22 protein-coding genes, 1 pseudogene and 1 riboswitch are annotated in these 22,997 nt (G+C 70.2%); of the genes and pseudogenes, 6 read left to right on the top strand and 17 right to left on the bottom strand.

Annotated elements, in window-relative coordinates:
• Positions 1-36: 36 nt before the first annotated feature.
• Positions 37-432 (top strand): annotated as a pseudogene (locus FHS44_RS40845) (DUF4158 domain-containing protein); the annotation flags it as partial.
• A 1,216-nt stretch (positions 433-1,648) separates the two neighbouring features.
• Entirely contained in the window at positions 1,649-2,959 is a 1,311-nt protein-coding gene (locus FHS44_RS40840) for a Tn3 family transposase (protein ID WP_312863596.1), read from the top strand.
• 147 nt (positions 2,960-3,106) lie between these two features.
• On the opposite strand, the gene FHS44_RS10385 is transcribed toward FHS44_RS40840, so the two are convergent.
• Positions 3,107-3,820 (bottom strand): VOC family protein, encoded by a 714-nt coding sequence (locus FHS44_RS10385; RefSeq protein WP_221460643.1) that lies wholly within the window; start codon positions 3,818-3,820, stop codon positions 3,107-3,109.
• A gap of 224 nt (positions 3,821-4,044) precedes the next feature.
• Positions 4,045-4,605 (bottom strand): NADPH-dependent FMN reductase, encoded by a 561-nt coding sequence (locus FHS44_RS10380; protein ID WP_184713760.1) that lies wholly within the window; start codon positions 4,603-4,605, stop codon positions 4,045-4,047.
• A 162-nt stretch (positions 4,606-4,767) separates the two neighbouring features.
• On the opposite strand from FHS44_RS10380, the gene FHS44_RS10375 reads away from it, so the two are divergent.
• Positions 4,768-5,703: an AraC family transcriptional regulator gene (locus FHS44_RS10375; RefSeq protein ID WP_184713759.1), complete on the top strand. Its 936-nt coding sequence runs from the start codon at positions 4,768-4,770 to the stop codon at positions 5,701-5,703.
• Between the two features lie 320 nt (positions 5,704-6,023).
• Positions 6,024-6,965, top strand: a complete 942-nt coding sequence (locus FHS44_RS10370) for a tyrosine-type recombinase/integrase (protein ID WP_184713758.1) — start codon at positions 6,024-6,026, stop codon at positions 6,963-6,965.
• Between the two features lie 181 nt (positions 6,966-7,146).
• On the opposite strand, the gene FHS44_RS10365 is transcribed toward FHS44_RS10370, so the two are convergent.
• From FHS44_RS10365 to FHS44_RS10300, 14 genes are all read right to left on the bottom strand, one after another.
• Positions 7,147-7,530: a MerR family transcriptional regulator gene (locus FHS44_RS10365; protein WP_184713757.1), complete on the bottom strand. Its 384-nt coding sequence runs from the start codon at positions 7,528-7,530 to the stop codon at positions 7,147-7,149.
• An 83-nt stretch (positions 7,531-7,613) separates the two neighbouring features.
• Entirely contained in the window at positions 7,614-9,563 is a 1,950-nt protein-coding gene (locus FHS44_RS10360; RefSeq protein ID WP_184713756.1) for an elongation factor G, read from the bottom strand.
• 146 nt (positions 9,564-9,709) lie between these two features.
• The gene (locus FHS44_RS10355) at positions 9,710-10,372 is read right to left on the bottom strand and encodes a GntR family transcriptional regulator (RefSeq protein WP_184713755.1); all 663 of its coding nucleotides are present in this window, start codon (positions 10,370-10,372) and stop codon (positions 9,710-9,712) included.
• 76 nt (positions 10,373-10,448) lie between these two features.
• Entirely contained in the window at positions 10,449-11,321 is an 873-nt protein-coding gene (locus FHS44_RS10350; protein WP_184713754.1) for a polysaccharide deacetylase family protein, read from the bottom strand.
• The gene (locus FHS44_RS10345) at positions 11,308-12,021 is read right to left on the bottom strand and encodes a fumarylacetoacetate hydrolase family protein (RefSeq protein ID WP_184713753.1); all 714 of its coding nucleotides are present in this window, start codon (positions 12,019-12,021) and stop codon (positions 11,308-11,310) included. The genes FHS44_RS10350 and FHS44_RS10345 overlap by 14 nt, the downstream gene beginning before the upstream one ends.
• 13 nt (positions 12,022-12,034) lie before the next feature.
• Positions 12,035-13,282, bottom strand: coding sequence for an MFS transporter (locus FHS44_RS10340; RefSeq protein WP_184713752.1), 1,248 nt, complete (start codon positions 13,280-13,282; stop codon positions 12,035-12,037).
• Positions 13,283-13,351: 69 nt separating this feature from the next.
• Positions 13,352-14,686, bottom strand: a complete 1,335-nt coding sequence (locus FHS44_RS10335) for an amidohydrolase family protein (protein WP_184713751.1) — start codon at positions 14,684-14,686, stop codon at positions 13,352-13,354.
• A 220-nt stretch (positions 14,687-14,906) separates the two neighbouring features.
• The gene (locus FHS44_RS10330; RefSeq protein ID WP_184713750.1) at positions 14,907-15,692 is read right to left on the bottom strand and encodes a ZIP family metal transporter; all 786 of its coding nucleotides are present in this window, start codon (positions 15,690-15,692) and stop codon (positions 14,907-14,909) included.
• On the bottom strand, positions 15,689-16,309 hold the full coding sequence (locus FHS44_RS10325; protein WP_184713749.1) for a DivIVA domain-containing protein: 621 nt from the start codon (positions 16,307-16,309) through the stop codon (positions 15,689-15,691). Before FHS44_RS10325 ends, FHS44_RS10330 begins: the two co-directional genes overlap by 4 nt.
• A gap of 58 nt (positions 16,310-16,367) precedes the next feature.
• Positions 16,368-17,168: an amino acid ABC transporter ATP-binding protein gene (locus tag FHS44_RS10320; RefSeq protein WP_184713748.1), complete on the bottom strand. Its 801-nt coding sequence runs from the start codon at positions 17,166-17,168 to the stop codon at positions 16,368-16,370.
• Complete coding sequence (locus FHS44_RS10315; RefSeq protein WP_184713747.1) at positions 17,165-17,812, bottom strand: amino acid ABC transporter permease; 648 nt, start codon at positions 17,810-17,812, stop codon at positions 17,165-17,167. Before FHS44_RS10315 ends, FHS44_RS10320 begins: the two co-directional genes overlap by 4 nt.
• Before the next feature lie 26 nt (positions 17,813-17,838).
• Positions 17,839-18,639: a transporter substrate-binding domain-containing protein gene (locus FHS44_RS10310; protein ID WP_221460642.1), complete on the bottom strand. Its 801-nt coding sequence runs from the start codon at positions 18,637-18,639 to the stop codon at positions 17,839-17,841.
• 8 nt (positions 18,640-18,647) lie between these two features.
• The gene (locus FHS44_RS10305) at positions 18,648-19,646 is read right to left on the bottom strand and encodes a cation diffusion facilitator family transporter (protein ID WP_184713745.1); all 999 of its coding nucleotides are present in this window, start codon (positions 19,644-19,646) and stop codon (positions 18,648-18,650) included.
• Positions 19,643-20,038: an ArsR/SmtB family transcription factor gene (locus FHS44_RS10300; RefSeq protein WP_246435397.1), complete on the bottom strand. Its 396-nt coding sequence runs from the start codon at positions 20,036-20,038 to the stop codon at positions 19,643-19,645. Before FHS44_RS10300 ends, FHS44_RS10305 begins: the two co-directional genes overlap by 4 nt.
• A gap of 394 nt (positions 20,039-20,432) precedes the next feature.
• Between FHS44_RS10300 and FHS44_RS10295 the strand changes: the two genes are divergently transcribed.
• Both FHS44_RS10295 and FHS44_RS10290 read left to right on the top strand, forming a co-directional pair.
• Entirely contained in the window at positions 20,433-21,428 is a 996-nt protein-coding gene (locus FHS44_RS10295; protein ID WP_221460641.1) for a DUF418 domain-containing protein, read from the top strand.
• A gap of 11 nt (positions 21,429-21,439) precedes the next feature.
• The gene (locus FHS44_RS10290; RefSeq protein WP_184713744.1) at positions 21,440-22,123 is read left to right on the top strand and encodes a hypothetical protein; all 684 of its coding nucleotides are present in this window, start codon (positions 21,440-21,442) and stop codon (positions 22,121-22,123) included.
• On the opposite strand, the gene FHS44_RS10285 is transcribed toward FHS44_RS10290, so the two are convergent.
• Positions 22,107-22,772: a class I SAM-dependent methyltransferase gene (locus FHS44_RS10285; protein ID WP_221460640.1), complete on the bottom strand. Its 666-nt coding sequence runs from the start codon at positions 22,770-22,772 to the stop codon at positions 22,107-22,109. The genes FHS44_RS10290 and FHS44_RS10285 overlap by 17 nt on opposite strands.
• A 140-nt stretch (positions 22,773-22,912) precedes the next feature.
• A riboswitch (S-adenosyl-L-homocysteine riboswitch) is annotated at positions 22,913-22,989 on the top strand.
• Positions 22,990-22,997 lie beyond the last annotated feature (8 nt).

The following is a 22,997-nucleotide window of genomic DNA, read 5'->3' as shown; positions in this document are numbered from 1 at the left end:
GCCGCTGATAGCGCCGGCCTGGGGAGGAGCTCCGAGGTGCGTGCCGACTGGGAAGAGGATGAGCTGATCAGTGCGTGGACGCTGGTCGAGGGTGATTGGGACCTGGTCGGGGAGAAGGTGGGGGCGGGCAGACTCGGTTTCGCCTTGATCTTGAAGTTCTATGAGATCGAGGGGCGGTTTCCCGGCTATCCCGAGGAGATACCGGCGGCTGCGGTGCAGTACGTGGCGTCGCTGGTGGAGGTCGAGCCGGAGTTGCTGGCGAAGTACTCCTGGCGGAGCCGGACGATCGAGCGTCACCGGGCGCGGATCCGCAAGCGATTCGGCACCCGTCCGGCGTCTGAAGACGATGAGGAGCGGCTGGCGCAGTGGCTGGCCGACAAGGTGTGCCCGATCGAGACGAAACGTGATCGCCTGGCCGAGGCAGTGCGTGAGCGGTGCCGGAGTACCAACATCGAACCGCCGAGTAGGGGCCAGGTAGAACGGGTCGTCAATTCCGGGTGCCGCCGTTTCGAGGAAGCCTTCGCCGAGCAGGTGATGACGCGGCTCGGGCCGGCCGTGTGCCCTCGGCTGGAGGAGTTGCTGGGGCGGCCACACGTGCTGGCCGAATTGAAGGCCGACCCTGGGCCGCTGGGGCTGGACACCCTGCTCGTGGAGATCGGCAAGCTGGCCACAGCTCGCTCCCTGGGCTTGGGCGAGGCGGTGTTCGCCGAGATCTCCGATCAGATCGTGGCGGCGTGGCGGGGCCGGGCGATGCGGATGTATCCCTCCGACTTCGCGGCCTGCCCGCCGCCGGTGCGCTACACGCTGCTGGCGGCGTTGTGCTGGACGCGGCAGGCCGAGCTGGTGGACGGGCTAGTGGAGCTGTTGATCGGATTGATTCACCGGATCAACGCGCGCGCCGAGCGGCGGGTGGAGAAGGAGTTGATCGGGCAGCTGGCCGCGGTGCCCGGCAAGCGCGGCATCTTCACCAAGATGGTGAACGCCGCGCTGAGCAAGCCCGATGAGACGGTCCGGCAGGTGGTCTTCCCCGCGGTGCCGGGTGGGGAGAAGACGCTGCGGGCGCTGGCCAAGGAGCTGATGGCGACCGAGCGCGTGGTCGCCGAGCGGATCCGCTACCAGCTACGGGGTTCCTATTCGTACTACTACCGGCGGATGCTGGCGCCGCTGCTGGCCGCGTTGGAGTTCAAGTGCCACAACACCGCCTACCGGCCGGTGATGGACGCGATCGAGCTGCTGGCCCGCTACGCGGGCGTCGATTCCGACCAGCGGCACTACGCCGCGGCCGAGACGGTGCCGATCGACGGCGTGGTGCCCAAGGCGTGGCTGGACGGCGTCGTTGACGACGGTGGCCGGGTGGAGCGGATCCCGTACGAGCTGTGCGTGCTGATCGCGCTGAAGGACGCGCTGCGCCGCCGAGAGATCTATGTCGAGGGCGCCGGCCGCTGGCGTGATCCCGATGAGGACCTGCCCGGCGACTTCGAGGACAACCGGGACGTGCACTACGCGGCGCTGGTCAAACCGCTGGATGCCGCGGAGTTCATCACCGGTCTGAAGACGCGGATGCGGACCGCTTTGGACAAGCTGAACACCGGCCTGATCTCCGGCAGCACCGGCGGAGTGCGGATCAACCCGGGCCGGCAAGCCGTGGGTGAGCGTCCCGAAGCTCGACAAGCTGCCCGAGCCGAGGAACCTCGGCAAGCTCAAGGCCGAGGTTCAGCGCCGGTGGGGCACTATCGACCTGCTCGACATTCTCAAGGACACCGCCTTCCTCACCGACTTCACCGACGCCTTCACCTCGGTGGCCACCCGCGAGGTGCTGGACAAGCAGACGCTGAACCGCCGCCTGCTGCTGGTGCTGTTCGCATTGGGCACCAACATGGGGATCCGGCAGATGGCCGCGACCGGCGACCACGGCCAGGACGAGGCCGCGCTGCGGCACGTGCGCGCGACCTACGTCACCCGCCAGAACTTGCGGGCGGCGATCGTCGCGGTGGTCAACGCGACCCTGGAGGTCCGCGATCCTGCGTGGTGGGGCGAGGCGACCAGCACCGCCTCAGATTCCAAGCGGTTCGCCTCCTGGGACTCCAATCTGATGACCGAGTTCCATGCCCGGTACGGCGGTTTGGGCGTCATGATCTACTGGCACGTCGACAAGGGCCGCCTGTGCATCTACTCCCAGCTCAAGTCGTGTTCCTCCTCCGAGGTCGCGGCGATGATCGAGGGCCTGCTGCGGCACTGCACCGACGCCGAGGTCGAGGCGAACTACACCGACACCCACGGCGCCACCACCATCGGGTCCGCCTTCACCGAATTGCTGGGCTTCAAGCTGCTGCCCCGGATGAAGAACATTGGCGCGATCGAGCTGTACAGTCCCGACGCTCTCCAGACCGCCTGGCCGAAGGTGGACAAGATCCTCAAGAAGCGGCCGATCGACTGGGACCTCATCGCCCGCAACTACGACCAGATGATCAAGTACGCGACGGCGCTGCGGCTACGGACGGCCGAAACCGAGCAGGTGCTGCGCCGTTTCATGAAGGGCAACGGCCCCAAGCACCCAGTCTACCTGGCCCTAGAGGAACTTGGCCGGGTAATTCGCACTATCTTCGCCTGCGACTATCTCAGCGACGAGCACCTGCGCCGGGAGATCAACAGCGGCCTGCAGGTCGTGGAGAACTGGAACAGCGCCAACGACAAGATCTTCTACGGGCGCGAAGGCGTGCTGACCGGGGCCGACCGCGAGCACGCCGAGGTGTCCATGCTCACCTTGCACCTGCTGCAATCCTCATTGGTGTACATCAACACCCGGCTCCTTCAAGCCGTTCTGCGAGATCCGCAGTGGGCCGGCAAACTTACAGAGGAAGATCGGCGCGCGCTTAGCCCACTGTTCTGGGCTCACGTGAATCCCTACGGCCGGTTCCGCCTGGATATGGAGACCCGGCTCGACCTCACTGCGGCGTGAGCCGGTTCGGCGGATCGGGGCTTTCGTCCAGATCGGCTGGTTCGCGCGCCTCTTGGCGCGCGAGATGCGCGAACAGCCGAGACCGGAAAGGCGATGCCTGCGCTGAAGTTGTCGAGGGCGACGGTCTCGACGGTGCGGCAATGCCGCTCAGTCGTCGAGACGAAGGATCTGCAAGGTCAGCCCGTGCGGGCTGCTCAGGCACAGACTTGGTCGCTCCGCGTGCTCGGACCAGGCGTACATGCCTCCACGATCGAGCACCCGTGCGGCGACCTTCTGCAGGTCCGTGGCGCCGATCGCGAGCTCCCACTGGGGAGCGCCACCACCGGATACGCTCGCCGCGGTGAGAAAATCGCAGCACCTGAAACCGGTGCCGAGCACCCGACGATAGAAGTCCTCAGCTTGGCGAGGGCGATCACCTGTCAGAACCATCCGCTGCGGCGCGTATGCCGTGTTCGGAGGGACCCGCCAGCCGCTGAACCGGTCGGCCTGCCACAGGGAGAACACCGCGCCGGCCGGGTCGATCAGCGTCGCCACCCGGCCTTGACCGCCGGCATCGAAGGGGGCGAGGACGAGCTGCGCACCGTTCAACGTCGCAACTTCCACGCGATGGTCGACGTCATCAACCCTGATGTAGTACGCGATGTGCGCCGGAGTTCCGGGCGGGTAGATCGGGTTGGCCAGATCACTGACCGTTCCGATCTGGTGCCCATCAACTGTGATCTTAGTCGTGCGGCGCCAGTCATCCTCATCCACCTCGAACCGCCAGTTCAGTACTGCGGAGAAGAAGGTGGCAGTGCCGGCGATGTCGTATGTTTTGAGGTCCATCCAGCAGAATTCGTGCAATTCGCCCAGTTTGGTCACTGCGCTGCTCCCTATCGTCGTGTGCCAGCCCCCAGTCGATCTCCGTAGAGGCAGGCATATGCGCAAGCAACCACGCCGCCTCACGCCCGGCCTGGTAGTGGCCGCTGAGGGTCATGGGAACTGATCGAACGTACGTGTCAGCCCCGAGATTGTCCGTGGCCGCGGCTCTTGAGGGTCCGGCCGGTGGCTTCGGGAGGACGTTGGCGTGGCCCCGCTGGTGGTGATCAATCGTTGCGCAACGGCTTCAACGCGCCGCCCCAGGCGATGACCGCGTCCAGCATGTCGGTGACCGCATCTTCCTGATGGGCTTGGGGCTTGAAGGCGGTGAAGTCAACGAAGTCGTGGTGGAGCGAGAGAGCGACCTGGTCACTCACGGCGGCGATCCCGAGGGCGCCCATCACATTACGCAGGTGCTCGACGGCGAGGACTCCTCCATTGATGCCGTAGCTGACGAATCCGGCCGCCTTGTTGTTCCACTCCGCGTACACGAAGTCGATCGCGCTCTTCAGCGCGCCCGGGAACGTGCGGTTGTACTCGGGCGTGACGAACACATACGCGTCGAACGACGCCACCGTCGCGGCCCATCGTTGCGTGTGCGGCTGACTGTACTGCTGCATCAGCGCCGGCACCGGCTCGTCCAGATGGGGCAGGCCGACGTCCTTGAGGTCCACCAGTTCGAACTCCGCGCCGCCATGCGTGACCGCGGCATCGTGTACCCAGCGGGCCACGGTGTCGCCGACTCGCCCTGGACGGGTGCTCGCGATGATGATTCCCACCTTGATCATGCGTGATCGCTCTCATCTCTCTCCATAGGACGGACACCGTCCGTCGTCACAGGCAACGACGGTACGGCGATGGCGCGAGATGAACCATGCTTGAAACCCTCCTGGTTATGCGTCAGCGTCTCTCCTTCGCGGCATGGGAGAGACTGACGTTACGCTGACGGCATGGATGTGCTCAGTCAGGTACTCGCAGCCATGCGCACCGGACGGCCGCGTTATCGCCGCATCGAATGCCACCTGCCGTGGGGACAGCTCTACCCGCCGAGCCCTGGTGCCGGGTTTCACGTCGTCCTACAGGGCTCCTGCCACCTGATGCCCACGGCCGGCGACGCGATCGCCCTCGGCGTGGGGGATGTCGTGTTGCTGCCGCACGGGCGCGGGCACGCGATGGCCGACGACCCTGGCACCCCGCCCGTCGAGGTCGAGTGCCCGCCGGACGACGAGTTCCAGCTCCGGCGAACCACCGGCCCCGGCCGGACGGACGGCACCCCGCCCTCGACCGTGCTGCTCAGCGGCACCTATCCGATTGATCAGAGGCAGTGCCATCCCGTGGTGAACGACCTCCCCGAGATCATCCACCTGCCTGCCCACCTCGGGCAACACCCTCCGCTGCGCACCGCCATCGGCCAGATCAGCGAGGAAATCCGGCACCCGAGCATCGGATCGGACGGCGTCCTTTCCGCTCTCCTCGAAACGCTACTGCTGTACATCCTGCGTGCCTGGTACCAGGATCACGGCACAGGGCCCGGCTGGGGCCCGGCATTGAACGACCCGGCGATCAGCACGGTGTTGTGCAGGATCCACCACAACCCAGAGCGGCAATGGACCGTCGAAGGCCTCGGCGCGGAAGCGGGACTGTCGCGCGCCGCATTCGCCCGCCGGTTCACAGCCCTCGTCGGCCAGCCGCCACTCACCTACCTCACGTGGTCGCGAATGGGCGTAGCGGCGCAGATGCTACGCAACTCGGATGCCCCCCTCGGAACCGTTGCCCAAAGGGTCGGCTACACCTCGGAGTTCGCGTTCTCCAACGCCTTCAAACGAACGCACGGAGCGGCCCCCGGCGCCTACCGGCGCCGAAACCGTTCACTTCAGCTTCGCTGATTCGACGGCGCTTCGGGCCCAGACGCCCGAGGCGACCGACCAAGGTACCCAAGTCGCACCCATGGTGCGGCCGAGGGGTGCCGCGTCTTGGCAGCGATCAGTTGACAGCGAGCCCCGCCAGCCTGCCGCGCCACCCGACACGACCTTCATACCCAGTTCCTCGGTGCTGCCGACGACCGCTCATGTACGTGATAATGATCTATTATCACGTACATGAGCGACCACGGCGGCGCGACGACCTGGAGAACGTCTCGCCGGGGCGGTGCGCGACTCCGGCACGTTATCCAGTACATCACCGAAGGCTTCGCCTGGCGGGCGGCATGAGCGCCGCGCCGAAGATCGCCGCCCTTCGCGGCGGGCACGTCACCCTCGCCGCGGCCGCCGACGCCTTCCTCGCCACCTCGCGCACGGCCAACCCCAACACCCACCGCGCCTACGCCTCGGCCATCGACCGCGTCATCGCCCTCATCGGCCGTGACCGGCCGCTCGCCGAAGTCGCCGACACCGAGATCGGCGCCGCGCTCGCCGAGCAGTGGGGCCGATGCGCGCCGGCGACCTGGAACCGCAACCGCGCCGCCGTCACCTCATGGCTGATCTGGTGCCAGACCAAGAAGCACTGGGCAGCCCCGTCAGTCCCGGCCGACGCCGAACGCCGCAAGGAAAGCGCTGACGAGACCCGCGCGGTGGCCAAGACGACCATCCACCGGCTGCTTTCGCGCCGTGACATCCCGCTCCGGGAGCGGGCGCTCTGGCGCATGCTCTATGAAACGGCGGCCAGAGCCGCGGAGATCCTTGCGTTGAACGTCGAGGACCTCGACCTGGAGCACCGCCGCGCACCCGTCCGGTCCAAGGGCGGCGCCATCGAATGGGTGTACTGGGACAGCGGTACCGCTCACCTGCTGCCCCGTCTGCTCCGACTCCCGGACGGCAGCACGCGCACCCATGGCCCGCTCTTCCTGTCCGAACGGCGCCCCGTCCCCGCCCGCCGCCCGGCGGCCGCCGACATCTGCCCGCACACCGGCCGCGCCCGCCTCGGCTACGACCGCGCCCGCGTCCTGCTGGACAAGCACGCCGGCCTCGACCTGCACCAGCTGCGCCACTCCGCCGCCACCCACCTCGGCGAAGCCGAAGTCCCGCTACAGCTCATCATGGGCAAGACTCGCCACAAGAACCCCCGCACCGCCATGCGCTACGTCAAACCCGGAGCCGAAGCGATCGCCAAGGTCACCGATGCCCTGGCACCCCGTCGCCGTACTCACTGATCAACCGAGTGGCGGCTGGCCGGAGCTGTAGGAGTTCCGGGCCTACAGGAAGGCCTGTGAAGTTCGGGTTCGCGACCGCGCACGGGCTCCTCGGCGCCGCAGCGTAATGCCTGCCCGTCCGCGCGGACGTCAGCGTCGAGGCCGACCCCGACCTCCTCGTGCGGCGCGTCTGACGACCGGCTCACCCTCGCGTGGTGGCCTCGTCCTGGGTGAGGCGTACCGCGTCGAGGTAGTCGGCGATGGCGTCCCGGTTGCGGACCAGCGACTGGATGCGCTCGGTCATCCGGTCGCGCTCGTGCTCCAGGGTAGCGATCATGTCCGGGGTCGTGTCCGCGCAGTGGATGACCCTGGGCTTGTCCAGGCAGGGCAGGATCTGCCGGATGATCCGGGTCGGCAGCCCGGCGTCGAGCAGGCCCCTGATCTGCATGACCCGGTCCACGAGGCGCTCGTCGTAGACCCGGTAGCCGTTGGGGTGGCGCTCGGGCAGGAGCAGCCCCTGCTCCTCGTAGTAGCGCAGCAGCCTGCGGGGGGTGCCGGTGCGCTCCGACAGCTCTCCGATCCGCATGTGTCCCACCTTCACAACCACACGGCCAGCCGGTCTCGGCGAGTCAGAGACTACCCCCGCCCGCGGGCGGGGGTGTGCCCGGTTCACCTGGCGGCGAGGTGGCGCAGGTAGGCCTCCCGGTCGAGGGGGTTGCCGTCGGTGCGTTCACGCGTGGGCGGCACCCCGCCCACCGGGCGGTCCCCCGAGGGGGTCGACCACCACGCTCCCTCGCCGTGTGAGAGGCCGGGCAGTTCCCGCTGGAACGCGTGGACGGCCCCGGCCGGGATCTCCCCCTCCACCAGCCAGGCCGTACCCCGGGAGGCCGAGCCGTGCAGGCGCGCGCCGAGCGCGGCCAGTCGCGCGCCGACGGGGCCGAGCGTCTCGGCGGGGATCTCCAGTTCGAAGGAGTGACACGGCTCGTACACGTGGGTCCCGGCCAGCCGCAGCGCGTCCATGAGGACCAGCGGGGTCAGGCCGCGGAAGTCGGCCGCCGTGCTGACCGGGCCGCCGAAGCCACTGTGGGTCAGGGTGACGGCGCAGTCGGTCACCGGCCAGCCGTACAGGCCCTGGCCCAGGGTCTCGTGGACGCTCTCCTCGATCGCCCGGTCGAAGGCGGCGGGAAGGGCGCCCAGTTCGACCTCGCGCAGGAAGGACACGCCGGAGCCGGGCGTGCCCGGCTCGACCCGCAGGCCGACCGTCGCCCAGAAGTCGGGCACCCCACGCCGGTGGTTCATCAGCTCGAAGGCCGCCCCCGTCCCGGCGGGCCGCTCCGTGTAGACCGGGGTCGAAGGTTCGAAGACGGCTACGACGCCGAACTCGCGCTCCAGCCGCGCCGCGATGACCTCCTTCTGCACCTCCCCGTACAGCAGCAGCGAGGTCGCCCCGTCCTGGGTGACGCGCGCCTGGATCAGCGGGTCCTCGTCGGCCAGGCGCACGAGCGCGGCGCGCAGCCGGGCCGCGTCCCGCCGCGGCGTCGGACGCACGAGCGTCTCCAGGCTCGGCGGCGGGAAACAGGCGGCGGACTCGGGCGGCAGCGGGCCGATCCGGTCGCCGACGCGGACACCGGACAGACCGCGCACCCTGGCGATGTCGCCCGCCATGAGGGGCTTGCCGGTGGCCGGGCCCGGGGTGACGACCCGCAGGGCGGTGATCTGCTCGGTGCGCTGCGCCGTACCGCCACCGGGTTCGTGGCGGCGGTAGGTGACGCGCTCGCGGGCGCGCAGCTCACCGGAGCGCAGCCGCAGGTAGGCGACCCGCTCCCCGGCGGGGCCCGGTTCGATCGCGAAGACCGTCCCCCGGACCTGGCCGTCGCCGGTGGGTGGGACCGGGAGGTAGCGGCGGATTCCCTCGATGAGGTCGCCGACTCCCTGGCCGCCCAGGGCGGAGCCGTAGAACACCGGGTGCAGTACGGCCGCGGCGGTCTGCGTGGCCACCGCCGCCTCAAGCCGCGCCGCCCCCGGCGTCCTGCCCACGACGAGGTCTTCGAGGAGCGCGTCGTCGTGCTCGGCGAGGATCTCGGCGGCCCGCGCGTCGTGCGGCGGCAGGGGTGTCACGCGCGCGTCCGCCGTTCCGGCGTCCTCGACCGAGCCCATGGGCAGCAGGTACGGCCACAGCGTGCGGCGCATCCGGTCGAGCACCTCCGGCGGGCGGGCGCCGGAGCGGTCGATCTTGTTGACGAAGATCAGGGTGGGCAGCCGCAGGCCGCGCAGGATCCGCATCAGGACCCGGGTGTGCGCCTGCACGCCCTCGACGGCCGACAGCAGCAGCACGGCGCCGTCGAGCACGCCGAGCGCGCGCTCGACCTCGGCGACGAAGTCCGCGTGTCCCGGCGTGTCGATCAGGTTGACCTGCAGGTCACCGGTCTGGAACGGGGCGACCGCGGAACGGATGGTGATGCCTCGGCTGCGTTCGATGTCGCCGGTGTCGGTCTGGGTGCTTCCCGCGTCGACGCTGCCCAGACGCCCGATGGCGCCGGTGTCGAAGAGGAGACGTTCGGTCAGGCTGGTCTTACCGGCGTCCACGTGGGCGAGAAGACCGATGTTCACGGTGGGCATGGGTGGAGAAGTCCTCGAAAGCTCTCGTCCGGAAAAGGGGCTGAGATGTTTCGAAGACTCGCCGCATTGCTTTCTCCCCGGTCGGTGCGCTGGACGGCCTCATGATGTCACCCGCGCGCCGGCGGAACGCAACCGGTTTTCCGGGGTCAGGGAGCCGGGCGGTAGGCGCGGCCCGCGGCCTCGATGTGTGTTTTGGCCGCCTTGCGCGCGACCTCGGGGTCACCTGCGCGGATCCCGGCGACGATGGCGCGGTGCTGCTCGGTGATCGCGCCCGCCCAGTGGGGGTCGTCCAGGTTCGCCACGGTGGTGACCGCGATCCGGTCCCACACCCGGTGCAGGGCGTCCTCAAGGAAGGGGTTGCCCGCCGCGGCGCCGATGGCGCGGTGCAGGGCCAGGTTGGCCTGGGCGGAGGCCCGGGGGTCGTGCGCGTTGACCGCCTCCTCGACCCGGTCCACGGCCAGGTCGAGCGCGGTGATCTCGGCCGGGGCGAGCATGCCGAGCGCCTGCCGGGACGCGGCCAGTTCCGCGGCCAGCGCCTCCAGGTCGGCGCGCAGCGTGAACAGGTGCTCGGCCTCGGCCGGGGTCAGCGCCGCGACGGCGACGCCCCTGGCGGCCGGGACGACCAGCCCGTCGGTCAGCAGCCTGCCGATCGCCTCACGCACCGGTGTCCTGCTGACCCCCAGGTCCGCGGCCAGGGCCGCCTCGGTCAACCGCTGTCCCGGGGCGTACTCGCCGTTGGAGAAGCGGTGGCGCAGCGTCGCGTAGACCGCGTGGGCACTGCCGGGAGGGGAGTCCGAAGGGGTGGCCATCTCTCCAGTATACGCTGCATGCAATCATCGCTCCGTGATGGCCGCGACCTGTCGGCCGCGGCCATCACCGGTGGGGTCAGGCGGGTCGGGACTTGGTGTACCAGTCGAGGATCTGCTCGCCGGTCCAGAACTCCACGTCGCGGTGGGTGCGGATGTGCTGCAGGGCCCGCTCGAAGTACTTCAGGCGGTGCGGGGCGCCCATGATGTAGGGGTGGACGACCAGGGCCATGACGCGGGCCGAGTCCGCGGCGTCCTGGTAGATCTGGTCGAACTGGTCGGTCGCCCGCTGGAGATACTCCCTGGCCGGGTGGTGCTGGATCAGCATCATCGCGACGTCGTTGCACTCCTGGGTGTAGGGGACGTTCACGATGGGCGAGGTCCTGGTGGCCAACTCGACCGGCTGGTCGTCGAGGACCCAGTCACACACGTACTCGTAGCCCTCCTCGACCAGGATGTCGGGCGTCTCCCAGGTCTCGGTCAGTCCGGGGCCCAGCCAGCCGCGGGGCCGCCGGCCGGTCGCGGCCTCGATGGCGTGGGTGGTGGCCCGGATGTCGGCCCGTTCGTCCTCGACCTTCTGCATGTTGCGCTGGGTGAGGCCGTGGCCGACGAACTCCCAGTCGCGTTCCAGCGCGGCCCGGGTGATCTGCGGGTAGTGCTCGACGGCCTGCCCGTTGATCGCCAGCGCGGCCCGCACCCCCTGCCGGTCCAGGGCGTGCATCAGGCGCCAGAAGCCGACGCGGTTGCCGTACTCGTGCCAGGCCCAGTTGGGCACGTCGGGGGCCGGGATGCCGCCCGCGGGCGGGGTCAGGACGGTGCGGGGCATGGGGTCGGTGTCGGACCAGGTCTCCACGTTGACGATGACCCACACCACCATCCGCCCGCCGCCGGGCAGGACGAGCCGGTCGCGGCCCTCGATGGGGTCGTAGGCGAGTCGTTCACTGGGACGCACGGGGGTCTCCTTCGCTGATGGTGACGGTCAGGGCGGGCAGGCCGGTGATCTCGACGCGGATGCGGTCCCCTGGCCGTACGGCGGCGACGCCCGCGGGGGTGCCGGTGTAGATCAGGTCGCCGGGCATCAGCCGGTAGGAGTGCGACAGGTGGCTGATGATCTCCGGAACGTTCCAGATCATCAGCTCCAGGCTCGTGCGCTGGTGCTCGTGGCCGTTGACGCTCAGCGCCAGCTGCCCGGTCAGGATCGAGGGGACCCGCTCGGCGGGCAGGATGACGCCGCAGGGCGCCGAGTTGTCGAAGGACTTGCCCGCCTCCCAGGGGCGCGCCATGTCGCGGCAGTCGCGCTGGCGGTCGCGCCGGGTCAGGTCGATCCCGGCGGCGTAGCCGAAGACGTGCCCCAGCGCCTCCCGCGGGCTGACGGCCGAGGCGGATGAGCCGACGGCGACGACGAGTTCGCCCTCGAACTGCAGGTCGGCGGTCTGCGGCGGGTAGGGGACGGCCGAGCCGTCACCGACGACGGCGTCGGTGGGCTTCTGGAAGAAGAACGGGTCGTCGCGTTCGTCGCCCTCCCGCATCTCCCGGATGTGGTCGAGGTAGTTGCGCCCGACGCAGTAGACGCGGCGGACGGGGAACTCCTCGGCCCTTCCCTCGACGGGGACGGTCGTCTGGGCGAGCTGCCAGAGCACGGGTGTGGTCATGGGTGGGTGATCCTCAGTGGTGCCGGGTGGTGGTCGTGCTGAACAGGTGGGGGCGCAGGACGAGGGCCAGCGCCGCACCCAGGACGGAGAAGCCGACGATCTGCACCATGGCCGCCGTGGTCCAGCCGGTGGCCGTGACCAGGCTGCTGAACAGCAGCCCGGCGACCCCGGCGGCGACGTAGACGCAGGTGACGAACATTCCCGCGGCGCGGCTGACGTTCTCGCCGTTGACGGACTTGACGAGGTATCCGGCCGCGGCGACGTACACGCCGCTGCTGGCGAAGAGCCCGAACAGGAAGGAGAAGACCGCCTGCCAGGTCATCGTGCCGGGGCCCAGGAACAGGGCTGCCCCGCACAGTGCGACGCCGAGGTTGAGCGCCACGATCAGGACGCGGGGGCTCAGCCGGTCGACCAGCAGGCCGCCCAGCGGGGAGGCGAAGGCCGCCAGGCCGGAAAGTCCCACGACGAACCCGGCCTCACCGGCGCTGAAGTGCAGCTGTTCCCGCAGGTAGCTGGCGTACAGGCCGATGAAGGCGAAGTCGGTCAGGCCGAAGAGCGCGGTGATGACGGCGAGCGTGAGCGGGTTGCGGGCCAGCAGCGAGGCCGCGCCTCCCGAGTGCACGGCCGAGGCCGTCCCCGGGTCCATCTCGGTGAAGCGCGGCGAGACCAGCACCATGATGGCCAGGGCCAGGGCGACGCCGATGGCGCCGTAGGCCAGCATCGGCGCCCGCCAGGTGCCGTACCCCTCAAGCAGGACGCTGCCCAGCGCCGGACCGATGATCGATCCGACGGCGAAGGCGGTGTTGACACTGCCGATCGCCATTCCCCTGCGGGCCGGGAAGGCGTTGGAGGCCACGGTGATGATCGCCGCGAGCTGGAGCGCCTCACCGGCGCCGGACAGCACCCGCCACAGCAGCATGTCGGTGAACCCGACCGAGACCGTGGTCAGCGCGGTGGCCAGCGAGAAGGCCAGGGTGCCCAGCACGATCGTGCGTCTGCGGCCCAGCGTGCGCTGGAACCATCCGGCGGGCAGGCCCGCCAGGCCCATGCCCAGGGCGAAGACGGTGGCCTGCAACCCGGCCGCCTCAAGGCTGAAGCCGTACTCGCCGCGCACCTCGACGAGCAGCACCGGGAAGACCATGCGGTCCATGGCGTTGACGGCGTAGGCGAGCAGCAGCAGGCCGAACATCGCGACGGCGGCTCTGGGGGACGGCGCGCGTCCCGGCGGGGAGGAGATCTCGGGGATCGGGGCTGCGCTCATCGCGGCCTCCTTCGAATGGTCGTGCGTGGTGGGGGGATGGGCCCTCGCGGGCCGGTCGGAACAGGCCGGTCAGAGCTGCCAGTCACCGGCCGCCGCCGCCCTGCGCAGCAGCGCGTCACGGCAGGTCGCGGCCATGGTCACGGGGTTGTCGTCGTCGTCGAACACCAGGCGTCCGTGCCGTTTGAGCACCCGCCCGTCGGCGACGACGGTGTCGATGTTGTCGATCTGGCCCGTGTAGACGAGCGCTTCGGCGGGGTCGCCGGAGGGGACCAGGTTGACGTCGGTCGAGCGCAGGATCACCAGGTCGGCGCGTTTGCCGGGGGTGACGGAGCCGACGCGGTCTGCGAGGCCGAGGTCCCTGGCGCCGTCGATGGTCGCCAGTTGCAGCAGCCTGCGCGGGGTGACCGTGCCGGAGCCGGTGCGGGCGACCTCGACCGAGATGATCGCGCGCAGGTGCCCGAGGATGTCGGCGCTGGTCGGCATGGCGAGCGTGTCCAGCGACAGCGACACCTGCACCCCGGCCTCCAGAAGCTCGGTGAGCAGCGGGAACCCCATCGTGCGCATCTCCGTCATGGGGCTCAGCGAAACCCGTGTCCCGGTGCGGGCCAGCGCCTCGATGTCCTGCCCGCTGGCGTGCACGGCGTGGATGACCTGCACGTCCGGCCCCAGCAGGCCAAGCTCCTCAAGCCGGGTCAGCCCGCAGGAGCGGCAGCCCTCCTCCCGCAGGCACCGGTCGCAGTGCATGGTGATCGGCATCCCCAGCGACCGCGCGACGTGCCACTCGCGCTCATAGACCTCCGGCGGCGTCCGGTACGGCCCGCGTACGGCGACGCCGAAGTCGAGCCGTCCGTCAAGGTGGTCCTCCGGCCAGCGGGCCCGCAGTTTGGCCAGGTCGTCCAGGTCGTTGGGGCTGGTGGAGGGGGCCGAGTCCGGGGGGCCGTAGGAGAAGCGGCCACGCAGCCCGGAGTCCAGGTGCGCCTGGATGTTGGCGTCGGCGTCCTGGGGGCCACGGACGTTGTGGTCGAAGTTGTGCACCGTGGTGATGCCGCCGGAGACCGCCTCGGCCAGCCCGAAACGGGCAGCCCAGTAGAAGTCCCCCAGCTCGAAGTGGGGGGCGAGCGCACGCTTGACGGCGAAATAGTCCCGCCCTGGACGGTCGCTGACCGTGCCGCGCAGCAGCGAGTTCCACAGGTGCCAGTGGGTGTCGACGAACCCGGGAAGGGTCACCGTACCCGCCGCGTCGATGACCTGCGCGCCTCCGGCCTCCCGGCCGGGCAGGTGCGGACCCACCTCGACGATCTCACCGGAACGGATGAGGACGTCAGCCTGGGGAATGTCCGCTATGTCGGGATCCATTGATATCAGGTACGTGCCCGCGATGAGCAGGTCGTGGCGTTGGCGCATGGTCACCTCACGAAGGGCGCTGCGAGCGGGACGGGACCGTCCGGGGGGTACGGCGTCGCCGCCGTGACCCCTCCCCCGCTCGCATGACGGAATGTCACAAGTATGCATTGCATGCAATGCATGTCAAGGGTGGGGTGACGGAAACGGGCAGCCGCCCCCGGCCTCATGCCCGAAAAATCCGGGGCCGGTCACTCCGGCCCCGGACTTCGACAGCCGGACGTCAGTGGGACATCGCGAGGAAGACACCGACCGTGATCGCCACGAGCGCGGCGAAGGCGAGCTGCCGCCGTGACAGCCCACCCTCCCCCTTCCCTCCCGTGGCCAGCCGCAGGCCCACCATCGCGGTGCGCAGCAGCACCCCGGTCACCGTCCCGAGCAGCACCGGAACCGCCTGGGCGGGCAGGGGACGGACCGTGGCGACCAGGACACCGGCCACCGGGCTGGCGCAGGAGACCACCAGCCAGGGAGCCAGCCGCTGCCCGGCCAGGTCCAGCAGCGCCGCCAGCGCCAGCCCCTCACTGGCCGAGTGCACCATCAGGGCCACGACCATGACGGCCGAGGCGGTCAGCGCCAGCGTCGCCCCCTCGATCGCCCGGTGCACGGTGAGCGCGGCCGCGGTCCCCATCCCGCCGAACAACGCCGCGTTGACCGCGTCCTTCAGCCTGCGATGCCGCCCTGGGGCGTGCGCGCCCCCGGGACGCCCACCCGACTCCGACGGGCAGGCACACCCCCTGCGGGTGAAGTAGGTGACGACCAGGAAGCCGAACGCCACCGCGATCCCGACCACCCACAGCGGCACCCCGGTCTCGGCCGCGTCCCGCCAGGCGTCGGGAAGCATGTCGGTGAGCGCGACGATCAGCATCACCGCCGAGGCGACCGCCAGCCAGACCGTCAACCGCCCCGAGGCGCGCCTGGCCAGCCACGCCCCGGCCAGCGTCGAGACCGAGATCAGCACCACCGCCGCCCACGCCCCACCCCCGGGCGGCTGCCCCGCGTACTGCGTCATCGGCCACCTCTCGCCGGGTCGGGAAGCGCCTGCGGACGTGGCTCGGGCGCGCGCTGCTCCCGCAACCCGCGCAGCAGGTCCCGCAGGTGCTCCACATGACCGTCCAGCACCTCCGTCAGGAGGTCGCCGTGCTGGCTGACCAGCTCGCGAAGGTCGTCGATCGCGCGCTGCTGCGCCGTACAGGCCGTGTCGAGGGAGTGCGTGATCTGGCGGTGGCGCTCCCGCACCTCGCGCTCCAGGGCCGTGGCCCGCTCGAAGGCCTCACGCTCGACGGCCGCGGCCAGGGTGCGCGCCTCGGCCATGATCGTCATGGCCTCCTGCTCGGCCTGGGCGACCATCACCTCTGCGGCCCGCTGCGCCCGCGCCAGCACCCGCGCCCCGCCGTCCTCCTCGGGGGCGCCCCGGCAGGCCGCCAACTGGACCGACAGGCGCTGCTTGTCCTGCAGGACCCGGCGCAGGGTGAACTCGACCTCGCCCAGGAAGGTGTCCACCTCGGCCAGGTCGTAGCCCTCCCGCAGCCGGACCGTGGGAAAGACCTTGCTGCGCACGTCGTGGGGGGTCAGCAACCGCGGCGGGGGGTGCTCGTGGTCTCCGGGTTCCCTGCATCCTTCGCTCATGCCGTGCCTCACCGAACCTTTCGAATCACCGGTCGTCGTGGTCGGGGGTGGTTTCCTGTCACCCTGTTTGCTCAAGGCCGGGGCGGGGGTCGTCGTCCTCGGTCATGAGGTGGAGGAACGATCTCGCGCGGGCGGTCGCCGGAGCGCCGAAGAAGACACTCGGCCGCTGCTCCTCAAGGATGTAACCGGCGTCCATGAAGGCCACCCGGTCGGCGACCTCCCTGGCGAAGGGGATCTCGTGGGTGATGACCACCATGGTCATCCCGCAGGCCGCCAGGCTCCGCATGGTCTGCAGCACCTCGGCGCCCAGCTCCGGGTCCAGGGCCGAGGTCGGCTCGTCGAGGAGGATGACCTCCGGCTCCATGGCCAGCGCCCTGGCGATGGCGACCCGCTGACGCTGCCCCCCGGACAGCCGCGCCGGATACTCGTCGCGCTTGTCGCCGAGACCGACGTGGGCCAGCAGCCGCTCGCCCATCTCCACGGCGTAGGGGCGGGGCAGGCGCCGTACCGAGATCGGCCCCTCGATGACGTTCTGCAGGACGGTCATGTGCGGGAAGAGGTTGAGGTGCTGGAACACCATGGCCGTCCTGACCCGGATGTCACGGATCAGGCGTCTCCTGGACCTGCCGCTCCCCCGCGCCGGATAGCTCAGGGTCCTGCCGTGCACCGTGACGCTGCCCGCGTCCGGCTCGTCCAGGAGGTTCATGCAGCGGATGAGCGTGGTCTTGCCCGACCCGGACGGCCCCATGATCACCACGACCTCGCCGCTGTAGACGGTCAGGTCAACGCTCCTGAGCACCTCGGTCTCGCCGAAGCTCTTGTGCAGCCCCCGCACGTCGATGGCGACGTTCCCGTTCACGCGTAGGCCCTTCCCAGCCGTCGTTCCAGCGTTTCCTGACCGGCGGAGAGGACGGTGTTGATCAGCCAGTAGACGGCGCCCGCGACCGTGAACGCCTCGACGTAGCGGAAGGAGGAACTGCCCGAGGTCTCCGCCACCCGGGTCAGCTCGACCACCGTGATCACCGAGGCGAGGGAGGTGTCCTTCATCAGCGAGATGAACCGGCTGCCGATGGCGGGGGTGGCCACCCGCAGCGCCTGCGGCAGGACGACCCGGCGCAGGGCCAGACCGTGGGACATCCCCATCGAACCCGCCGCGTCCCACTGGCCGCGCTCGACGGCCAGGACGCCGCCGCGCAGGTTCTCGCTCAGGTAGGCGCCCGCGTAGAGGGTGAAGGTCAGGATCGCCGACGGGATCGGCGGGATCCGCACCCCGAGCTGCGGAAGCCCGAAGTACACCAGCATGAGCTGGACCAGCGGGGGCGTGCCGCGGAACACCGAGACGTAGGCGATCGCGGCCACCCGCAGCGGCCGGTTCCGGCAGAGCCTGGCCAGCGTGACGAGGCCGCCCAGCACGAGGCCGAGCACGAACGACGTCACCCCGAGCAGGAGCGTGACGGCCACGCCGGTGAGCAGGCCGGGCATGGGCGGGACGAGCGGGTTCATCGGACGGGCTCCTTCCGAGAGGGGGTTCAACCGGTCCGGGCGGCCGGGAACTTGCGGAGTTCGGCCGCCATGTCGAGGCCGCCGAGCCAGCGGCGGGAGATGACCGTGAGCGTGCCGTCGCCGACCATGTCGCCGACGGCCCTGTCCACGGCCCGGCGGAAGGCCGGGGAGCGCCTGTCGAAGGACATCGACAGGGTGCACACACGCAGCGGCGGGCCGACGGCGATGACGGGCAGGCCGTTCCGTGTGGCCAGGTGGACGCCCTGGAACCAGGAGACCAGCGCGGCGTCGGCCCGCCCGTGCGCCAGGTCCGTCAGGCCGAGGATCGCGTTGCGGTAGGTCCTGACCTCGGCGCCGGGGACCCGCGTACGGGCGAAGTCGGCCTGCACGGTGCCCTCGGAGACGGCGATCCTCCTGCCCGCCAGATCCTTGGGACCACCGATGGAGGTCTCGCCCCTGCGGACGAAGACCGCGATGCGGTTGACGGCGTAGGGGCGGGAGAAGGCGACCTGCCTGCCGCGTTCCTCGGTGGCCGTCTGCCCGGCGACGACGAGGTCGAAGCGGCCCGCGACAACTCCCCCAACGAGGTTGGCGAAGTCGGCGCCGACGAACTCCACGTGGCCGACGCCGATCCTCCTGGCCACCTCCCCGGCCACGTCCACGTCGTAGCCCGCGGGACGGCCCCTGTCGTCGAGGAAGTTCCACGGCGGGTTGGCCTCGGTGATGGCCACCCGCAGCACACCCGTGGCGCGCACCCGCTCCAGCGTGTCCCCGCCCTGGCCGCCCGAGCACGCCGACAGCAGGCACACCAGCGCCACGACCGCCACGGAGCCCCTCACCGGCGCGGCGACAGGTAGTGGGGACCGTGCGGATCGGCGCAGTGCCCGGCGTCGAGACACCCGTCCCCACCCGCGCGCCCCTCCGGGACGAGATCGACCTGCAGGGTGGTGTGCGTGATCCCGTAGGCGTTGGCGAGCAACCCCTGCAGGCGGTGCCGTACGGCATGGCAGTCGTTGGGGCCGCCGACGAACACGTGCGCCGACAGGGACGAGTAGCCCGAGGCCAGCTCCCACACGTGCAGGTCGTGGACCTCGGCGACGCCGGGCTGACCGGCCAGCCTGGCGCCGATCTCCGCCGGGACCATGCCCTCGGGGGCGGCCTGCAGGAAGATCCGTCCCGTGTCGCGGACCAGGCCGTAGCCCGCCCTGAACATCAGCGCCGCGACGACGAGCGTGGCGACGGCGTCGGCCCTGGTGAAGCCGGTCAGCAGGACGACCAGGCCGGAGACGGCGGTCGCGGCGAAGGCGTACAGGTCGGTGACGATGTGCTGGAAGGCGCCCTCGACGTTGAGGCTTGACCTGTCGGCCCTGCCGAGCAGCCAGGTGGCCACGGCGTTGACGACGATCCCGGCCAGCGCGGTCACCAGCACCAGGCCGCCCTCGACCTCCGGCGGCGTGACGAGACGGTGGAGCGCCTCGTAACAGAACAGCCCGCCGAGCACCAGCAGGTTCATCCCGTTGAGCTGCGCGGAGAGGATCTCGGTCCGCTTGAGGCCGTAGGTGAAGCCGCCCCGGGGCGGGCGGGCCGACAGGCGCATCGCCACCAGCGCGAACACGATCGAGGCGGCGTCGGTCAGCATGTGACCCGCGTCCGAGATCAGCGCCAGCGACCGCGCGGCCACCCCCGCGACGACCTCGCCCGCCATGAAGACCACCAGCACGACCAGCGCGGCCGTCAGGTAACGCCGGTCCGCGTCGGCCGAGACGGCGTGGCCATGCCCATGACTGTGCCCATGACCGTGACCGTGTTTGTGTTCCTCGTGGGGTGCGGTCACGGGGCCTCCGTGTCAGGGGTGTGGCTGACGTGGGACAGGCCGAGGTCGAGCAGCATCCGGACGTGGGAGTCGTCGAGCCGGTGGTAGGCCATCCGCCCCGACCTGCGCACCCGCACGACGTGGTGGGCGCGCAGCAGACGCAGCGTGTGGGAGACCGCCGACTCGCTGTGGCCGCACGCCGCGGCGATGTCGCACACGCACATCTCCCCGCCTTCGAGCAGCGCGATGATCACCCGCAGCCGCCCCGGGTCGGACAGCAGCCCGAAGACCCCGGCGAGTTCCTCGATCGACTCCGTCCCCGGCATCGCCCCGGCGACCGTGACGACCCGGTCGGGATCGACCATCCGCACCGCGCAGCTCTCGTCGGCGGCAACATATGAAGCTCTGCTCATATGAAGAAGCGTAGATATCGTTTTTGCTTGCCGCCAGATTCGGTTCCGGCTGAATTTCCTGGCGGTATGGTCAGGTGGGTGAACAATCGCTTTTATTCGGAATTTTCCCCCTTTTATGATACGGCCCTGCCTGCGGATATGTTGCCTGTACGGCTATGGAATCCATGCGGCGAAAAATCACCACAATGGCCCATTATTGGGTTTTCGTGTACCTTGTCACCACCCTTTTCAGGTCGCCACGACCACCCCGCCAAAGCGGCACGAAAAAATGCCGTTATTTCGGTGTTTTTCCCAGCGAACAACCGCCTCCTCGACCGAAAGTAGTGCCCCACGCCGATGATCTCCCCCTTCCGGTCGATCCCCCCGCCGGGGACGGCCCACAGGCTTGGGAACCATGTCAACCACCCCCATGGAGTACGGCCAGGCGCGGGGAGAACGGGTCACCGCGCTCGACGTGGTGCGCGGGTTCGCGCTGTGCGGCATCCTGCTGGCCAACGTCCAGCCGATAGCCGCCAGCGGCGCCGCCGCCGTGACCCCGGACAACGGCGCGGCCTGGATGGGCCTGTTCGTCGACCAGCGCTTCTTCCCGATCTTCTCGCTGCTGTTCGGCGTCGGGTTCTCCCTGCTGTTCGACTCCGCCGCGCGCCGTACCGCCCGGCCCCGGGTGGTCCTGCTGCGCAGGCTCCTCGCGTTGCTCGTGATCGGCCTGGCACACCATTTGCTGCTGTGGGAGGGCGACATCCTGGCCGTCTACGCCGTCGTCGGCCTGGTGGTGCTGCTGCCCTCGACGTGGCTGCCGCGCTCCGCCGTCGCCGTGCTGGCCGCCGTGTTCGTGGTGGCGTCGCTGGTCCTGTCCGGCGGTCCCTTCACGCTGGTTCCCGGGCTGTTCCTGCTGGGGTCGGCCCTGACCCGGTACGGGGTGGTCGCCCGGATCGAGCACACGGCCGGGTGGCCCGCCGTACTGGGAGCGCTGCTCGCCGTGGCGGCGGTGCCCGTCCTGTGGTGGCAGAGCACGGCGGAGGGGCCGGGGTTCGCGCTGGCCGGGCTGCTGCTCGCGGGGGCTTACGTGTGCGGGCTGCTGGTCCTGCTCAGGACGCCGCTCGGCCCGGCGCTGCGGGCCGTCTTCGTGCCGCTGGGCAGGATGGCGCTGACCAACTACCTGACCGCGACGGTCCTCGTCCTGGGGATCGGCCACATGATTGGCGGCCCGCCCAGTGGCTGGTCCTCCGTGACCGTCCTGTCGATCGCCGTCCCCGTGCTCGTGGCCCAGCGGGTGTTCTCCGGCCTGTGGCTGCGCCGCCACCCTCAGGGGCCCGTCGAGTGGCTCTGGCGCTGGGCCACCTGGGGGCGGCGACCTCCGCTGCGCCGGGATGTCGGTGATCGCCGCTAGGGTCACGGTCCATGTCGAGCAGTTACCTGTCCTGGGCCGCCGCGGTCGAGCTCTTCGAGCGGCGTGGCCTTCCCCGAGAGACCTACCGCGACCTCTACGAGGAGGAGTACATCCTGTGTCCCGGGAACGTCCCGGTCACCGGGGAGCTGTCCCTCGACGACCACGACGCCTCCCCGTGGTGCGCGGACACGCCGGACCAGGCGACGGGCTACGTGATCGACGGTGACCTGACCGTCGAGGGCAACATCGTCAACATCGACGACGGTTCCTCGGCGCTGGTCGTCCTGGGAAGCCTGCGCGCCGCCAACCTCCTCCTCGAAGGCGACGTCAAGCTGATCGTGCTGGGCGACGTCGAGGTCGAGACCCTCGTGGGCAACTGGACCGACAAGCTCGTGACGATCCACGGCGACCTGCGCACAACGGTGACGATCCTGTGGAACGGGTTCCACCCCGACCTGGTCACCGGCACCCTGCGGGGCAGGACGCTCGCCCCCGGCTACCTGGACCTCGCGGACCTGGAGCTCGGCGGCGTCGAGGACCCCGACCCCGGCGCGCCGCTGTCGGCGCTCCTGGCCCCGGAGGTCCTGGTGGACGGCGAGCCGGGGCCCGACGACTTCGCCGAGATCGGCGTCAGGGCCGAGGCGCTGCGCGAACGCCTGTACGCGGGTTTGCCCCTGATCAGGCGGTCGCGGTGAACCAGGTGCGGTCGGCGGTGAGCCAGCGGCCGAGGCGCAGCCGTACGGACGCCAGATCCGCGGTGAGCTCCTCCTCGTCAACGGGGTGACGGCTGAAGGCGTGGGTCCAGGTCCGCTCGCCGACGTGATAGTCGATCACGACGTCCACGCGCGGCCCGTCCCGGTGGACCTTCCTGACCACCCGCCGGATGCCGTCGTGCTCGTACGTCGCCGGTTCGACCATGCCGAACCAGTCCGGCGCGGCCCGCTGCAGAACGACCGTGCCGTGCGGGGCGACGTGCTCGCGGCAGGTCTCCAGGAAGGCGCGGCGCCGTACCGGATCCGTGTTGATCAGGGTGCTGGCCAGCAGGACCGCGTCGAAGACACGGCCGAGGCGCAAAGACTCGATCCGGTCCTGTACGGCGGGCAGCCCCGCGAGGCGCTCCAGCATCGCCGGGGACTCGTCGACCCCCAGGACCGGGTGGCCGAGCCCGGCCAGGGGTCGCAGGATCCTGCCGGTTCCGCAGCCGAGTTCCAGGATCGACGCCCCGGCGGGCAGGGCGGCGTGCGCGATCTCCGCCTCGCCCATCGGCGGCAGGAGGTCGTAGAACTCCACGGCGCAGCCGTCGGGGGTGATCTCTCCGGGGCCGGACCCTGAATGGGGGCTCAAGATTGTTCCCTTCCCGCCACGTCGCCGACGGGTCGGGCGCGGGCAACCTGCGACGAGATGTACGGCGGTCGCTTTCCGGGGGTTTGTCCTGTGGCCCATGGGATCACAAAACGTTTGGCGGCGTGAGTAAGATTGGCTCTCAGGTCGAGAGGCGCTGCAACGGGCTCCTGCCCGCCACGCTCGGCCTGCACCACTCGAACAAGGGCGCCTCCCATCGAAGGGAGG

The sequence above is a fragment of the Streptosporangium saharense genome, from assembly GCF_014203715.1.
Taxonomy (GTDB): domain Bacteria; phylum Actinomycetota; class Actinomycetes; order Streptosporangiales; family Streptosporangiaceae; genus Streptosporangium; species Streptosporangium saharense.
Note: the sequence above shows the minus strand (reverse complement) of the source record. Positions and strands in the feature narration are given on the sequence as shown.

Bases quoted from the DNA above. Each gene is read 5' to 3' on its own strand.
- FHS44_RS10375 (WP_184713759.1), top strand. From the start codon at position 4,768: ATGGATGTGCTCAGTCAGGTACTCGCAGCCATGCGCACCGGACGGCCG.
- FHS44_RS10325 (WP_184713749.1), bottom strand. From the start codon at position 16,309: ATGAGCGAAGGATGCAGGGAACCCGGAGACCACGAGCACCCCCCGCCG.
- FHS44_RS10290 (WP_184713744.1), top strand. From the start codon at position 21,440: ATGTCGAGCAGTTACCTGTCCTGGGCCGCCGCGGTCGAGCTCTTCGAG.
- FHS44_RS10330 (WP_184713750.1), bottom strand. From the start codon at position 15,692: ATGACGCAGTACGCGGGGCAGCCGCCCGGGGGTGGGGCGTGGGCGGCG.
- FHS44_RS10300 (WP_246435397.1), bottom strand. From the start codon at position 20,038: ATGAGCAGAGCTTCATATGTTGCCGCCGACGAGAGCTGCGCGGTGCGG.
- FHS44_RS10335 (WP_184713751.1), bottom strand. From the start codon at position 14,686: ATGCGCCAACGCCACGACCTGCTCATCGCGGGCACGTACCTGATATCA.
- FHS44_RS10340 (WP_184713752.1), bottom strand. From the start codon at position 13,282: ATGAGCGCAGCCCCGATCCCCGAGATCTCCTCCCCGCCGGGACGCGCG.
- FHS44_RS10365 (WP_184713757.1), bottom strand. From the start codon at position 7,530: ATGCGGATCGGAGAGCTGTCGGAGCGCACCGGCACCCCCCGCAGGCTG.
- FHS44_RS10380 (WP_184713760.1), bottom strand. From the start codon at position 4,605: ATGATCAAGGTGGGAATCATCATCGCGAGCACCCGTCCAGGGCGAGTC.
- FHS44_RS10370 (WP_184713758.1), top strand. From the start codon at position 6,024: ATGAGCGCCGCGCCGAAGATCGCCGCCCTTCGCGGCGGGCACGTCACC.
- FHS44_RS10355 (WP_184713755.1), bottom strand. From the start codon at position 10,372: ATGGCCACCCCTTCGGACTCCCCTCCCGGCAGTGCCCACGCGGTCTAC.
- FHS44_RS10295 (WP_221460641.1), top strand. From the start codon at position 20,433: ATGTCAACCACCCCCATGGAGTACGGCCAGGCGCGGGGAGAACGGGTC.
- FHS44_RS10315 (WP_184713747.1), bottom strand. From the start codon at position 17,812: ATGAACCCGCTCGTCCCGCCCATGCCCGGCCTGCTCACCGGCGTGGCC.
- FHS44_RS10345 (WP_184713753.1), bottom strand. From the start codon at position 12,021: ATGACCACACCCGTGCTCTGGCAGCTCGCCCAGACGACCGTCCCCGTC.
- FHS44_RS10360 (WP_184713756.1), bottom strand. From the start codon at position 9,563: ATGCCCACCGTGAACATCGGTCTTCTCGCCCACGTGGACGCCGGTAAG.